Here is a 13,377-nt window from a genome sequence, read left to right as displayed (position 1 = left end):
AAGTGATCCGCTGTGATCAGGCAGCACCCGCATCTGCTTTGGCCGAAAGCGAGATCTCCACGCCAAGTGCCTGCAAAGCAGAGGCCAGCGTTCCCACTGGCACATTGGCATCACCTGCTTCAAGGCGTTTCACCAGCGCAGGGGGCACCATGAGTTGCTTGGCAAAAGCATCGAGAGAAAGGCCCGCTTCCTCACGAATTTCCCTGATGCCCTGACCAAGCGTCTTGAGTGTTTGCACCGTAAGGATGCACGGTAGATGATTGATGGCGCGCATGAGTTATCCTCCCTGATGTCTGCGTGCTCGTGACTGCATAAAGCAAGCTGAGATTCCGGAAAATCCGGTGAAGCTTCGCTGCGCCTTACCGCGCAGTCAGAAGTGGCTTTTCAGAATGCGGTGCGCACAATACCTCAGGCGCAGTTCGCAGTATCTTCCTCAGCGAGAAGATTGCTGATGCCCAGATATTGCAGCGCAGTAATCAAGGTTCCTACAGGAACCCGCGCATCCCCGGCCTCAAGACGGCTCAACAGCAAGGGGTAAGTCCCCATCTGCTCCGCCAGATCTTCCAGGGTGAGATGTTGCGCCTTGCGGATCTGCCGAATGCTGCGGCCAAGTGATTGCAAGGATTGCACAGTGAGAGTGTCCGGCGCTTGTTGAATGCTGCGCATGAGTTATGCCCCATATGACTTCAGAGTTAACTGCGGTTTATACTAAAGTCGATATGAGGGGAATATAGATATGTTGCGTAGCGGCAATTTATCCGACCAGAGGCTTTAACTTGATCAGCCTCTGGGGAAGTTTTGTGGATCTGTTGCTCTACCCGATCTTGATGTCGAGGCCGAGATCAAGAACAGGGGCAGAGTGGGTGATCCAGCCAGTCGAGACCAGGTCAACGCCGCTTTCTGCAATCGCTTGAACACTGTCCAGATTGATGCCGCCGGAAGCCTCCAGAATGGCTTGACCTTGGTTGATCTCAACCGCCTCAGCAAGCAGCTCTGGCCCCATGTTGTCCAGCATGATCACGTCAGGCTTTGCAGTGAGTGCATCACGCATCTGATCGAGCGTATCCACTTCTACCTCAATGCGAACAAGGTGACCGGCGAAATCACGGGCACGGGAAATCGCGGTTACGACATCACCTGCAACAGCGATGTGGTTGTCCTTGATCAAAATGGCGTCATCCAGTCCGAAGCGGTGGTTGGCCCCCCCACCGCACCGCACCGCATACTTTTCGAAAGCCCGCAATCCTGGCGTTGTCTTTCGGGTACACACGATCTTGCACTTGGTATGCTCGATCTTGCGCGCAAACAGATTGGTTGCGGTTGCAATGCCGGAAAGATGACCCAAAAAGTTCAATGCCACACGCTCGGCGGAAAGCAAGGCACGGGCAGGGCCCTCAATTGTCGCGACAACGCTGCCGGGTTCGATATGGTTGCCATCATCTTCATGGATCTCCAGCAGGAACTCTGGATCACTCTGGCAGAACGCACTGATCATTAGATCAATGCCTGCCAGAACGCCGTGTTGGCGTGACACGAGTGACGCCTTGGCCCAAGCATCTTCTGGAATTGTGGCCTGGCTGGTGATGTCGCCTGCGCGGCCAAAGTCTTCAAGAAGGGCCGCTTTGACTGCCTCATCAACGAGAAGGCGTGGAAGCTCTGGCAAGGGCGAAGTCATAGGGTGTGTTCCTCTTTGACAGCAGCGCGGCCCACGTCGCTTTCCAGCGCATCAGCGGCCAAGGCTTGAATTTGGCTGTATTTGACGTAGGAGCGGTGCGCCCACTGCGCGGATTTCTCAGGGAAGTCAGAACGGTAGTGACCGCCGCGACTTTCTTCACGCATGAGAGCGGAGCCGGCGATAATCTTTGCGGCAACCACCATGTTGCGGATGGAACTGCGGTGGCAGCGCTCTTCTGCCTTGCTGATCAACGCAAGCGCCGTCTGCAGACCTTCTGCATTTCGTTCAACGCCCACATGCTGAGCCATTACGCGGCGCACAAGAGCGACTACAGCGCGTTCCTGCGGGTTACGCTTGGAAGCCTGATCCTCGCGGTCATCAATCTCAGCCCAATGGCGCACACGCGGATGCGGCATCAATCCTTGAATGTCCTCAGCAATGCGTGCTGCAAACACAACAGCTTCCAGCAGGGAGTTGGAGGCGAGCCGGTTTGCGCCATGCGCACCCGTTCCAGCCACTTCACCTGCGGCCCACAGACCATCAACGGAAGTGCGGCCTGAGGCATCCGCCATGACGCCGCCCATGTGATAATGAGCTGCCGGGCAAACCGGGATCGGCTGTGTGACAGGGTCGAGGCCAGCAGACTTGCATGCCTCATAAACGGTAGGGAAGTGCTCGGGGAAGGAAGCGCCGATGGCTTCGCGGCAGTCCATGAAAGCCTTGCCACCCTTCATCAGCTCCCGGTGGATGGCACGAGCCACCACATCTCGTGGTGCAAGCTCCATATCCGGATGGACGCCCTCCATGATGCGTGTGCCATCCGCGTTGATCAAGCGCGCGCCTTCACCGCGCAAGGCTTCGCTGGCAAGCGGCGCAGGGTCCAGATCAACGTTGAGCGCGGTTGGGTGGAATTGTACAAACTCCGCATCGGCCACATACGCGCCGGAAAGAGCCGCCATTGCAAGGCCGTGGCCATTTGCCTCGCGCGGGTTAGTGGTTACGTCAAAAAGGTGACCGATGCCCCCGGACGCCAGAACCACAGCGCGAGCGGGAATGGTGATCCGCTGCGTGCCACCGCGACGACGGGCGGTAATGCCCACCACATAACGGCCTTCCGTGAGGAGTTCACTGCCGATGTAGCCTTCAATCACTCGAATGGACGGCGTATTTCGTGCGGCCGCCAGCAGGGATTCCATGATGGATTTGCCTGCCATGTCGCCGCGAACGCGCACCACGCGGTTTGCTGTATGCGCGGCCTCGCGAGAGAGTTCCAGCTTGCCAGCCAGATCCTTGTCGAAAGGCACGCCATAGGAGAGCAGGTCGTGAATGCGGTCCGCTGCTTCAGCGGTCATGCCGTGAACAATGGAGTGCTCACAAATGCCATCGCCTGCCGCAATGGTGTCGCGGGCGTGCTCTTCGGCGGTGTCGCCTTCAGCAACAGCTGCGGCAATCCCCCCTTGAGCCCAAGCTGACGAGGCACCGCCCCCAATGGGCGCATTTGTCACAATGGTGACCGGCCGCGGCGCCAATTTCAACGCGCAAAACAGCCCCGCAAGGCCGCCTCCCAGAATCACAACATCGTCAACGCCGTTCAACGATAGGTTTGGCGCGAGAAAGGAGGCAATCTGTGTCATAGCTGTTCAACTGTCGAGTTAAAGTGGGGTCAGGCGTGGACGGCTACCCGGAACGGATGAAGCCGCCAGTTTTATGACCGGCGGCTTAGCACTTTATACCAGAGGAATCTAGTTCTTGAGATTGATCATGCGTTCAACGGATACGCGCGCCCGTGCCGCAATCTCTTCGTCAACCTCAACCTCTCCACTCATGTCCACCAGCGTATCGAGGATCTTTGCGAGCGTGATCCGCTTCATGTGAGGACAAAGGTTACAAGGCCGAATATACTTCACGTCCGGTGTAGCGCTTGCCACATTGTCCGCCATGGAGCACTCGGTGATCATCATCACCTTTTCCGGCCGGTTATCCTTAACCCAGTCAATCATGTGTGCGGTGGATCCTGCAAAGTCTGCCTCATCAACCACTTCTGGTGGGCATTCTGGGTGGGCAATGATCTTAACGTCTGGATCGATCTCGCGGTATTCACGCAGTTCTTCAGCTGTGAACTGCTCATGAACTTCACAAGAGCCTGCCCATGTCAGAACTTCCACATCGGTCTTTCGAGCAACGTTGGCAGCCAAATATTGATCAGGCACCAGAAACACCTTGTCGGTACCCATCGCTTCAACCACTTGCACAGCATTGGAAGAGGTGCAGCAGATGTCGCATTCGGCTTTAACGTCTGCCGAGGTGTTCACGTAGGTGATGATCGGCACGCCCGGATTGGCCTCACGAAGGCGGCGCACGTCTGCTCCGGTAATGGATTCTGCCAGGGAGCACCCGGCATCCATGTCCGGGATGAGTACGGTCTTTTCGGGGCTCAAGATCTTGGAGGTCTCAGCCATGAAGTGCACACCGCACTGAACAATCACCTCAGCCTCGGTCTTGGCGGCTTCCTTGGCAAGCTGCAAGCTATCGCCAACGATGTCGGCAACACCGTGGAAGATGTCCGGCGTCATGTAATTGTGCGCCAGAATGACGGCGTTGCGCTCTTTCTTGAGTTTGTTGATGGCATGCACCAGTGGCGCAAGGGCCGCCCATTCGATCTCAGGAATGAAGTCCTTGACCTTCTCATAGATTGGCGCGGTCTCACGTGCCACTTCCGCGGTGTACTCAAGGGAAGGGCGGGCCACAGGGCCGAATTTCTCAAGCGCGGTAAGCTTGTGTTCCTGCATCTGGTCGTCGATACGTGCCGCGTTTGCAGAGATTGTCATACGCTGTTCCTTAGGGATCTAACCGGTAACTCTGACATATGCTCAATTTGAGTATAAGGTGGTCACTAAAAAATGCGGCCCGGCCGCCATCCTTATGCTCAATTTGACTATAACATATACGCAGGTATTCCTACTTGCCAAGCCTCATATTGCATCTGCATGGAAATAAAATTCCATTTGTCTCTCGATTTTTCCTAAGTTGCTGAAATACTGAGGCAATGCTGCGGGTTTGTGTCGGAACTTTTTTCTTTAATTGTGCCTGCGCCCTTGTTCCTAGAGCCCTAAATGGCTCATGGCAGCGGCAAATCGATGGAGAAGCGGGCGGTGTTGGAATTGTTTTTTGAGAAGGGGACGGCGCTGTTTCGGCTGTTCTGCTACCCTAAAATTCCGTGGGAATGGCGGACTGTTGAACACTGGTAAGTGTACGGTCTTGCGTCAAGCTATGACCTCTGCGAGCCTCCCGTCCACAAAACGTAAGCTGGAGCTTAAATTACATGGAACAATTCAAAGCCTTCTGGATCACGAAGGAAGAAGACGCCAAGAAGCCGAATGCTGCTGAATGGCGCGATATCACGATTGATGATCTGTCCGCAGGTGACACCGTCGTGCGTGTTGTAAATTCTACCGTCAACTACAAGGACGGTTTGGCGTTTGCCGGTAATCCAGGTGTGCTGCGCAAGTTCCCAATGGTCCCGGGTATTGATGTTATCGGCGAAGTCGTCACCAGCGAGAGCGATCGCTTCAAGGAAGGTGATCAGGTCATCATGAATGGCTTTGGCGTTGGTGAAGTTCACACTGGTGCCTATGCAAAGTATGCCCGTCTGAAAAGCGAGTGGCTGATCAAGCGTCCGGAAGGTCTTTCTGCTGAACGTGCCGCGGCAATTGGCACTGCAGGCTACACGGCGATGCTCTGCGTAATGGCTCTGGAGGACTATGGCATCAAGCCGAACATGGGACCAGTTGCCGTTTCTGGGGCAGCAGGCGGCGTGGGCTCTGTGGCTGTCAGCATCTTGGCCAAGCTTGGCTATACGGTAATCGCATCCACCGGTCGTCCGGAAGAAGCTGATTTTCTAAAGGGGCTTGGTGCCTCTGAAGTTATGGACCGTGCTGAACTTTCTGAGCCGGGCCGCCCGTTTGGCAAGGAAAGTTGGGCCGCTGCAATCGACGTTGCAGGCAGTCACACGCTGGCCAATCTGCTGGCGCGCACCAACTATGGCGGTGCAGTTGCGGCCTGTGGTCTGGCTCAAGGGATGGATCTTCCCGCAACGGTGATGCCGTTCATTCTGCGCGGTGTGTCATTGTTGGGCGTTGATTCAGTCATGGCGCCAATTGAACGCCGCCAAGAGGCATACCGCCGTCTTGTGGAAGATCTGGAAATGTCCAAGCTGGACGCGTTGTCTTCCAAGATCAAGCTTTCTGAGGTGCCGGAAAAAGCAGCGGACATCCTCAAGGGCAAAGTGCGCGGTCGTCTGATCGTGGACTACTCTGAGCTCTAGGAGCTTCGCCAAAGCCGAGCGGCTGGATTAACTCCAGCCGCCGCCATAGGTCTTGTAGAAGATGTGCTTGCCGATACGGTTCAGCTTCTTCATGGTGCCAGCCCAGCGAGGGCGCACATAAGTCGCATGATAGTGGGTGGAGGCATCCACTTCGCTCAGGTTCACTTCCCCGTTTACTGCCTTTTCGGCAATCTCCTGAGACTGGGTCCAGGCGCGGCCTTTTTGAACCCGCTCTGGAATGCCATCGCAGGCAAACGAGAACTGACAAGCGTTGCGCATATGCCGGTTCTGATAGACCACCTTACAGATGGTGTTCGGATAGGCCGGGTTCTTTACACGGTTCAAGACCACTTGAGCGACAGCCTCTTGACCCTTGTATGGCTCGCCGCGCGCCTCAAAGTAAATGGCTTCAGCAAGGCAGAGCTTTTCTTTGGAGCTATGAACACTTTCAGGAAGCGGGGCCTTGTACCACCAGTGTGGGTTGGTCTTGGCCAGTTCCTGAAGTTCTTCCTCTGACAATTGGGTTTTACCAGCAGCAGAAGCAGTTCCACCCAAAAGCGCATCAAAGGGGGCACGAAGCGCCTCTGTGGAAGAAGGGGCGTAGGCTGATGCCAGAGACAAGCTTGCCGCCGCGCTGTTGCGGGCAATGGCCATCTCGGTCAAATCGAGCGGTTTTCCATCACGCGTGTTTTTCGCCATCATGGTTGAAGAGGCGTTTGCTGGAAGGTGCTCGGGCGAGACAAACGCGACCTGGGGTAAGGTGTCGCGTGCAGCTCCGGTCAGGAGACTGGATAGAGCGAAGATGGAACCGGCGCTGCCCTGCAGCGGCTGGCGAGCGGGCGCCATGGCGAAGCCACGATCGCCTTTTGCGGAACGGTTGACGCGCGGCCCCTGTGAAGGATCGTGGGTGCCATCGTTTGCAAGGACTGAGGCGAGTTCGGGAAGGTGTGTGCCGTTGCCGCTGGATGCTGGTGAGTTCAGCACATAGTCGGCGGCATGTGTTGCCGTGTTGGCAGAGCCAATGAGCGTCGGTTCAACAAGCGTGGCGTGATTGGCTGTTTCAATGGCGCGCATCCAGCGCGGGGTTTGCTGCTCCACTGCCATCACCAGCTCCAGCACATCCTGCTGTGCAACCGGGAGCGTGGAACCACAGTAAACCAATGTCGTGAGCGTAGAGACAGCTAGTCCCTTTTTCCACGTGCTACGCTTGCGCGCACGCTTTGAATGTATTGGGCCCGACATACGCATTAAACTCCAACAAATTCGCGCAGTAAGACAGCGGACTGTCTTGCGCCGGACGCCAAAAAACTCACGCGGCACCCGAACTCATTTCCTTGCAGGCTAGGAAATATTCGCCCATTAACCTTGATAAGGTGTTAAAGCGCAGAAAAAGCGCAGAATGCCGTCAAAGGGCACTGCTGTTTCACGCAAACAGGGTTAATTATGAGGTGCTTAGAGCGTATGATCGAAAGCCGGTTCAGTGTCTGCCGACGCGCAAGCCGAGCGTTGGGCGCTCGGTGAGTATATCTCTTCTGAACTGGTAGAGTGCAGCGGGTCTACCCCCGGTTGCGGTAGAGAGTCGCCCGGTTGGCTCGACGAGATGGGCTCCTTCAACGAGTCGCCGAAAGTTCTGTTTGTGCAGATGCTGGCCGGAAATGGCCTCAACAGTGCGCTGCAAATCCGTCAGCGTGAACTCTGGCGGCATCAACTCGAAAACCACCGGGCGGTACTTCAGCTTTGCGCGCAGGCGAGACAGGGCGGTTGCCAAAATGCGCCGGTGGTCAAATGTCATGCTTTCCCCGAATGGGGGGATCTCATCGCAGTGCTTTGCCTCAGGGCGCCCATCCCGGCGGGCTTCGTAGGTAAGGCCAGCACCATAGAGCATCTCGTAGCGATCCAGAGCCCGCTCTTCATCCCAGACACCGGAGCCTGCGCCAAAACTCAGCTGAAAGCGATCCCGGTGGCTGATGGTGCCAGAAGGCATGTCTGGGCCATGAGGCTGGTCGCAATAATCTCGCAGCAGCGGGAACATGGCTTCCTCAAGAAGCGCAGGTTTGCCTTGCCGCCAGTCTTCCCATGGAAAGAAGTCATACCATGACCGCCACTTTGCGCCTTGAGCCGCCAGGATCTCATCGGACTCGGGCGTTTGGCGGGTCAAGGCAAGGTAACCAACGGACACCACATGGGGCTTTGCTTCCGGGCTGACCATGTGCCGGCCCCTGTCCCCAAACGTGTAAAGCTGCTCAACGTGGCCCAATTTGAGCGCTGTCTGCATCTCGACAAAAGATCGCAGGCCGATTTCAAAGGTGCGGTGCTGGAGCGGGTCGAACGGTCCATACGGAAGACCCTGTTCACCTTGGCGTGAGGCATGAGGAACGGTGAGCACGTAAGGCGTTGACTGATCAACGGACACAATCACGGCGTTGAGGTCAATCTCGATCATCACGCCTGATTGGCTCATTGGGTTCCTCTCTTCAAGGTGCAAGCTGGACCGGATAGCAAAACGGAGTGCCTTCGTAGGCGTCGGCCCCCCGACCGATGCGAGCAATAGCATCAATCATTCGGCCGTCACGTTCAAGCAGCTGATCTGCATACTTCACGAGAAGTGGGTTCGGAGTGGCACTTGGTGCAAGTGTACGCAACCTGTCTGCCAAGTTGGCTTCCTGCCCAGGCTCGTTTCGAGCGCAGGCGATAAGGTAGGCCGCTGCTGTGGATCGGCTGATCCCTGCCCAGCAGTGAACCAGAACTGGCCCCTTTGTGATATGGGTCTGTGCAAATCGGAGCAGCTCCACCACATGCTGAGGCGCTGGGGCAACATAGCCTTCGCGCTCCTCAGGAATGTCATTGAAGCGCAGGGTCAGATGGGGAAGTCGAGCCGCCGAACCGGGGACCTGAAACACCATGCTCGGCGACATCAAGCTGATCAATGCAGAGAACGGATGGGCACTTGCCACAGTCTCAAGTTGGGAGAGAGGGCAAACGTGGAGCATCAGGACACTCCGCGTTCCTTGATGATGCTGATGTTCTGGCTGGCCAGGTGAACTTCCGTGTTGATCTGTTCGAACCGCTCCAGAAACTGCTCTTGTGCCTGTGAAGTGGTTAGAGGGTTCATGCTGGAGCGTACACGGGCAAGCTGCTCCTGGCTGAGGCCTCTTGGTTTGCCGAAGATCTTCTGTGCTTCCTTTTCCTCAAACCCTGCCAGCACGATGGCCTCATGATAGGCGCAAATGATGTCGGCCTTTTTGGCCAGCTTTGTTACATAGAGAGGCAGATGGGCCGGGAGCCCGAAGCTGACATGCACTGCTTCGTGAAGGCGTTCTTCAACATGCTTGTAGTTGCCCCCCATGACAGTCTTGAAGGGCGAGATCATATCGCCAATCACATACTCAGGTGCGTCGTGCAGAAGTGTTGCAAGGCGCCACTTGGCCGCCAGATCCGGCTTGAGCATCATGGCGATCTCTTCAACGATGACGCAATGCTGCGCCACGGAAAACGCGTGCTCTCCGATGGTTTGACCGTTCCAGCGCGCTACGCGTGCCAAGCCATGGGCAATGTCGGAAAGCTCGATGTCAAAGGGAGAAGGGTCCAATAAGTTTAAACGTCGCCCCGAGAGCATTCGTTGCCACGCGCGTGGCGGAAGATCAGGGCGGTCGGCTGGCATTGGAACTCCTGCGGTATCAAGCTGTTTCTATCAGGAAGGCCAGTCGAATCCGGCCCAGTCCGGAATGGTGACCTCAAGTGCCACATCTCCGGCCAGAATGGGCTCTCCGGCGTCAATCGCCTGCTTAACGCGATCAAGACGCAGCAGCGCAAGGCCGTGGTCGCCTTCCGAGCTTCCCATTACGCCGAGGACCTTACCCGAAGCAGTCACCTCAGTTCCAGACTCAGGAAGACCAGATGTGCCTTGAACCACAACAATCCGCTTTCGAGCAGTGCCGCGGTGCTTCATGCGGGAAACAACTTCCTGACCGACATAGCAGCCCTTTTCAAAAGCAACACCGTTGAGGCTGTCCATGTCTGCATCATGAGGGAAGGTGTCGCCGAGGGCGAAATCAGCCATGCTTTCCGGCACTCCAAGGGATAACCGGTGTTGATGCCAAGCTTGTGGTGTAGACAGCTCAGTTTTCTCTAGTGGCAATGTCGTTGCGACCGGGAGAACCGCTCGCCCACCAAGGGAGTTCAGGCGAGGGTCTGGCACGAAACCCTCTGGCAATGGCCCGTCCCAGCTTACGGCTACTAATACAGTATCGCTTACATCGTCGATGGTAACCTTGGCGCGGAGCTTGTAGAACGTCAGTCGTTTTTGCAAAGCTGACAGTTCATCTTTCGGTGCTTCGAGATAGAAGCTGTGCTCAGGTGCGGCATGGATAAAGAAGTCCCAGAGGATTTTCCCCTGAGGGGTCAACAGTGCGCCAAAGGTTGCCCTTTCAGCGCTGACCTTCTCTATGTCGCAGGTCACCAGATTGTTGAGGAAATGCAGGGCGTCTTCGCCGCCAATGCGGAGCACTCCACGGGTATTCAGGGATGTAACCTTGGTCTGCATCGTCCACCTTCCAACAACCGAGTCTCTTGCTTAGCGTTGCACTTAACTCGGAACCATTCGCAATTCCAAGAGAATGTTTTTCCATTGAAGAGGGAGCTGTGAAAAATATACCTTTGGTGTAGCGGGAGACGTTAGCGGTAGTTCTGTCAAGCAACTGTCACCAAAGTGTCGCCCCGCTGCCTTAAATAGACGCTGAGTAAAGACAACAGCCAACTAATGGGAGAGGTTCTGTGTCGTCCCCCTTGCAGCAATCTAAGCAGCGTTTGAATTCCGCAGTCCATCGATCAAATGCGTCCACTTGGGACGGCTTGCTGGAGCGTATGTTTACCTTTGCTTTCAAGGGCATGGTTTACCCGCAGATCTGGGAGGACCCAGAAGTCGACATTGAGGCTCTGGCTCTCAAGCCGGGCTCCCGGCTTATCACGATCGCCTCAGGTGGCTGTAACGTCATGTCCTATCTGACGACGGACCCTAAAGAGATTATCGCGCTGGACTTGAACCGCGCTCATATCGCCTTGAACCGGCTCAAACTTGCTGCCGTTCGCGAGCTGCCGGACTATAAGAGCTTCTATCAGTTCTTCGGCCACGCAGACGAGAAGGCGAACATCGATCTGTACAACCGCTATCTGAAAGAGGCCATCGATCCGGTTAGTCGCAGCTATTGGGAAGGGCGGGACCTTACCGCGTGGGGCCGCAAGCGCATTACATTGTTCTCGCGTGATCTCTATCACCACGGCATGCTGGGTTACTTTATTGGTGCAGGTCACTTGGTTGCGCGTCTATATGGGGTCGATCTCAAGCAGCTCGCTCGGGCCAAGACCATGGATGAGCAACGCACATTCTTCGACAAGACCTTGGCACCGTTGTTTGACAAGCGCCTTGTGCGCTGGGCGACCTCCAAAAAGATGTCGCTTTATGGGCTTGGCATTCCACCGGCGCAATATGACGCGTTGGCCGCTTCCGGTGGCGGCAACATGGCATTGGTGCTCAAGCAGCGCCTAGAGCGTCTGGCCTGTGGCTTTCCCATGAGCGAAAATTATTTCGCTTGGCAAGCATTCAACCGCGGTTACGCCTCAAAGGGCGGAACGGTCTCTACAAGAAGCCCCGCAGGTCCTTTGCCACCCTACCTGCAAGAGCGTCATTTCGACGTGATCCGCGAACGGGCGGACCGCGTCAGCGTCCTCAATCGCTCTTTCACGGAGTATCTCGCAGATGACCAATCCGAGGGCTTTGATGGCTACGTCCTTCTGGACGCGCAGGATTGGATGACGGATCAGCAGCTCAATGATCTTTGGGAGAACATCACCAAGACTGCAAAGCCGGGAGCTAGAGTTATTTACCGCACTGCGGGTGAGCCAACCATTTTGCCGGGTCGGGTTCGCGATGAGATTCTGGACCAGTGGGTCTATGATGAAGAGAAGAGCTTGCGCTTGAACATGCAGGATCGGTCTTCCATCTACGGTGGCTTTCATATCTACACCTTCAAGGGTGCCGTTCAATGAGTGGTGGGTCCTCTGCCGCGCTGATGGACGACATCTATCGCTATCAGCGCCACATCTATGATCTGAGCCGCAAGTACTATCTTCTGGGCCGTGATCGCCTCCTGGCAGATCTTCGTGCAGAGCCAGGCGAGACAATTCTGGAAATGGGGTGCGGAACGGGGCGTAATCTCGTGAAGGCCGCGCGCCTTTACCCTCAGGCCAAACTATACGGTATCGATCTTTCAGAAGAAATGCTGGCAACTGCGCGCAAATCGGTGGCCAAGGCTGGGCTTTCGGATCGCATCCAGTTGGCGAAAGCCGACGCTACTCAAGTGGATGCCGAGGCCCTGTTCGGCATCTCGTCGTTCGATCATGTGATGTTCTCTTACAGCCTCTCCATGATTCCGCCATGGCAGGCGGCTCTCGATCAAGGGGCGCGGCTTCTTGGCGAAAGCGGGCGTCTCCATCTGGTTGACTTTGGCCAGCAAGAGAACATGCCAGCGCTCTTCAAGCGGTTGCTGTTCAAATGGTTGGCAGCTTTTCATGTGGAGCCGCGAGCGGGCATGGATCGTTTCTTGGAGCAGCTGGCAGTGCAGTATGGAAAACAGTCCAGCCACAAGGCGCTCTACCGCGGCTATGCCACCCTAGGGACGCTGAGCCCCAACTAATCGCCTGCCACGAAATACATGAGCTGGCCGTCCGCCGCGATGCCGAGACGATAAAAGGTCCACGTGCCGTAGTCCTTCATTTCGAAGTAATCGGCGGCGGTCACAATGCGGAACATCTCCGTCTTCTGCTTGTTTGTAAGCTCGTTCATGGGATAGTGCGCGAAGTACGGCCAAATGTATGTTTCGTTCTCGGTGCCTGCATTCCAGCGTACAAAGCCCGCGTCCAGAATGTCGGCCATGATGGCCATGATCTCCAGGCCTTCCCCGTCTCCTGAACTCTGCTTCAAGTAGGTAACTGGATCTTCCATCTCTCCGAACAGAAGGTGCGGCGGGAATTTCTGCGCCTCGATGATCGCCCCGATTTTTTCAATGGAGCCTTCGCGAAGGGCTGAGACCAAGGCATTGCGTGTCGCACGCACAGGCTCTGGCAATAGATTGACGTCATAGTAGACAGTCGGAGCGTCGCCAGAGGTTGCGGCGGGTTCCTCTGGGTATTTCAACGTGTCTTCTGGGTCAATCTGAGGAGTTTCCTGTGGAGGTGGAGTAATCCGGATGGTTTCTGTTTTGACGACTGCGCTATGAACAGTCAAAGGCATGAGGCATGCCAATACAGCCGTGACAAAAAATGCAAATTTCACCGTTTTCTCCAAATGCGCCCCGAACCATCGCTGAGACATTGGCAGTTT

15 protein-coding genes are annotated in these 13,377 nt (G+C 55.9%); 4 read left to right on the top strand and 11 right to left on the bottom strand.

Features of this window, described 5'->3' with window-relative positions; genetic code table 11:
- Positions 1-16 precede the first annotated feature (16 nt).
- The 5 genes from PUV47_RS14970 to nadA all read right to left on the bottom strand — a co-directional run bounded on the left by PUV47_RS14970 (position 17) and on the right by nadA (position 4,464).
- Positions 17-274 carry a helix-turn-helix domain-containing protein gene (locus tag PUV47_RS14970; RefSeq protein WP_274219389.1) on the bottom strand — a complete coding sequence of 86 codons (258 nt, stop codon included), beginning with the start codon at positions 272-274 and terminating at the stop codon, positions 17-19.
- A gap of 134 nt (positions 275-408) precedes the next feature.
- On the bottom strand, positions 409-666 hold the full coding sequence (locus PUV47_RS14965; RefSeq protein WP_274219388.1) for a helix-turn-helix domain-containing protein: 258 nt from the start codon (positions 664-666) through the stop codon (positions 409-411).
- Positions 667-814: 148 nt separating this feature from the next.
- Positions 815-1,675, bottom strand: coding sequence for a carboxylating nicotinate-nucleotide diphosphorylase (nadC, locus tag PUV47_RS14960; protein WP_274219387.1), 861 nt, complete (start codon positions 1,673-1,675; stop codon positions 815-817).
- Complete coding sequence (locus tag PUV47_RS14955) at positions 1,672-3,309, bottom strand: L-aspartate oxidase (protein WP_274219386.1); 1,638 nt, start codon at positions 3,307-3,309, stop codon at positions 1,672-1,674. The genes nadC and PUV47_RS14955 overlap by 4 nt, the downstream gene beginning before the upstream one ends.
- 108 nt (positions 3,310-3,417) lie before the next feature.
- Positions 3,418-4,464, bottom strand: coding sequence for a quinolinate synthase NadA (gene nadA, locus PUV47_RS14950; protein WP_413697792.1), 1,047 nt, complete (start codon positions 4,462-4,464; stop codon positions 3,418-3,420).
- A 324-nt stretch (positions 4,465-4,788) separates the two neighbouring features.
- Here nadA and PUV47_RS14945 point away from each other — a divergent pair, with 324 nt between their 5' ends.
- Both PUV47_RS14945 and PUV47_RS14940 read left to right on the top strand, forming a co-directional pair.
- Complete coding sequence (locus PUV47_RS14945) at positions 4,789-4,923, top strand: hypothetical protein (protein ID WP_274219384.1); 135 nt, start codon at positions 4,789-4,791, stop codon at positions 4,921-4,923.
- Between the two features lie 74 nt (positions 4,924-4,997).
- Positions 4,998-5,999 (top strand): MDR family oxidoreductase, encoded by a 1,002-nt coding sequence (locus tag PUV47_RS14940; protein ID WP_274219383.1) that lies wholly within the window; start codon positions 4,998-5,000, stop codon positions 5,997-5,999.
- Between the two features lie 27 nt (positions 6,000-6,026).
- Here the strand turns inward: PUV47_RS14940 and PUV47_RS14935 are convergent, their stop codons facing one another.
- The 5 genes from PUV47_RS14935 to PUV47_RS14915 form a co-directional block, all read right to left on the bottom strand.
- A complete protein-coding gene (locus PUV47_RS14935; RefSeq protein ID WP_274219382.1) occupies positions 6,027-7,241 on the bottom strand; it encodes a cell wall hydrolase in 1,215 nt (404 codons plus the stop codon).
- Positions 7,242-7,476: 235 nt separating this feature from the next.
- Complete coding sequence (locus PUV47_RS14930) at positions 7,477-8,460, bottom strand: NUDIX hydrolase (RefSeq protein ID WP_274219381.1); 984 nt, start codon at positions 8,458-8,460, stop codon at positions 7,477-7,479.
- A 13-nt stretch (positions 8,461-8,473) separates the two neighbouring features.
- Positions 8,474-8,989, bottom strand: a complete 516-nt coding sequence (locus PUV47_RS14925; protein ID WP_274219380.1) for a tyrosine phosphatase family protein — start codon at positions 8,987-8,989, stop codon at positions 8,474-8,476.
- Complete coding sequence (locus tag PUV47_RS14920; RefSeq protein WP_274219379.1) at positions 8,989-9,660, bottom strand: HD family hydrolase; 672 nt, start codon at positions 9,658-9,660, stop codon at positions 8,989-8,991. The genes PUV47_RS14925 and PUV47_RS14920 overlap by 1 nt, the downstream gene beginning before the upstream one ends.
- Before the next feature lie 30 nt (positions 9,661-9,690).
- Positions 9,691-10,542, bottom strand: coding sequence for a YgfZ/GcvT domain-containing protein (locus tag PUV47_RS14915; protein WP_274219378.1), 852 nt, complete (start codon positions 10,540-10,542; stop codon positions 9,691-9,693).
- 320 nt (positions 10,543-10,862) lie between these two features.
- Between PUV47_RS14915 and PUV47_RS14910 the strand changes: the two genes are divergently transcribed.
- Positions 10,863-12,044 carry a DUF3419 family protein gene (locus PUV47_RS14910; RefSeq protein WP_274219377.1) on the top strand — a complete coding sequence of 394 codons (1,182 nt, stop codon included), beginning with the start codon at positions 10,863-10,865 and terminating at the stop codon, positions 12,042-12,044.
- Positions 12,041-12,691, top strand: a complete 651-nt coding sequence (locus PUV47_RS14905; RefSeq protein ID WP_274219376.1) for a class I SAM-dependent methyltransferase — start codon at positions 12,041-12,043, stop codon at positions 12,689-12,691. The genes PUV47_RS14910 and PUV47_RS14905 overlap by 4 nt, the downstream gene beginning before the upstream one ends.
- Here PUV47_RS14905 and PUV47_RS14900 read toward each other — a convergent pair.
- On the bottom strand, positions 12,688-13,329 hold the full coding sequence (locus PUV47_RS14900; protein WP_274219375.1) for a hypothetical protein: 642 nt from the start codon (positions 13,327-13,329) through the stop codon (positions 12,688-12,690). The two genes, PUV47_RS14905 and PUV47_RS14900, sit on opposite strands and share 4 nt — an antisense overlap.
- Positions 13,330-13,377 lie beyond the last annotated feature (48 nt).

The organism is Pseudovibrio exalbescens (genome assembly GCF_028737195.1).
In the GTDB taxonomy this organism is placed as follows: Bacteria; Pseudomonadota; Alphaproteobacteria; order Rhizobiales; family Stappiaceae; genus Pseudovibrio; species Pseudovibrio zosterae.
This window is presented reverse-complemented; position numbering and strand designations above follow the sequence as displayed.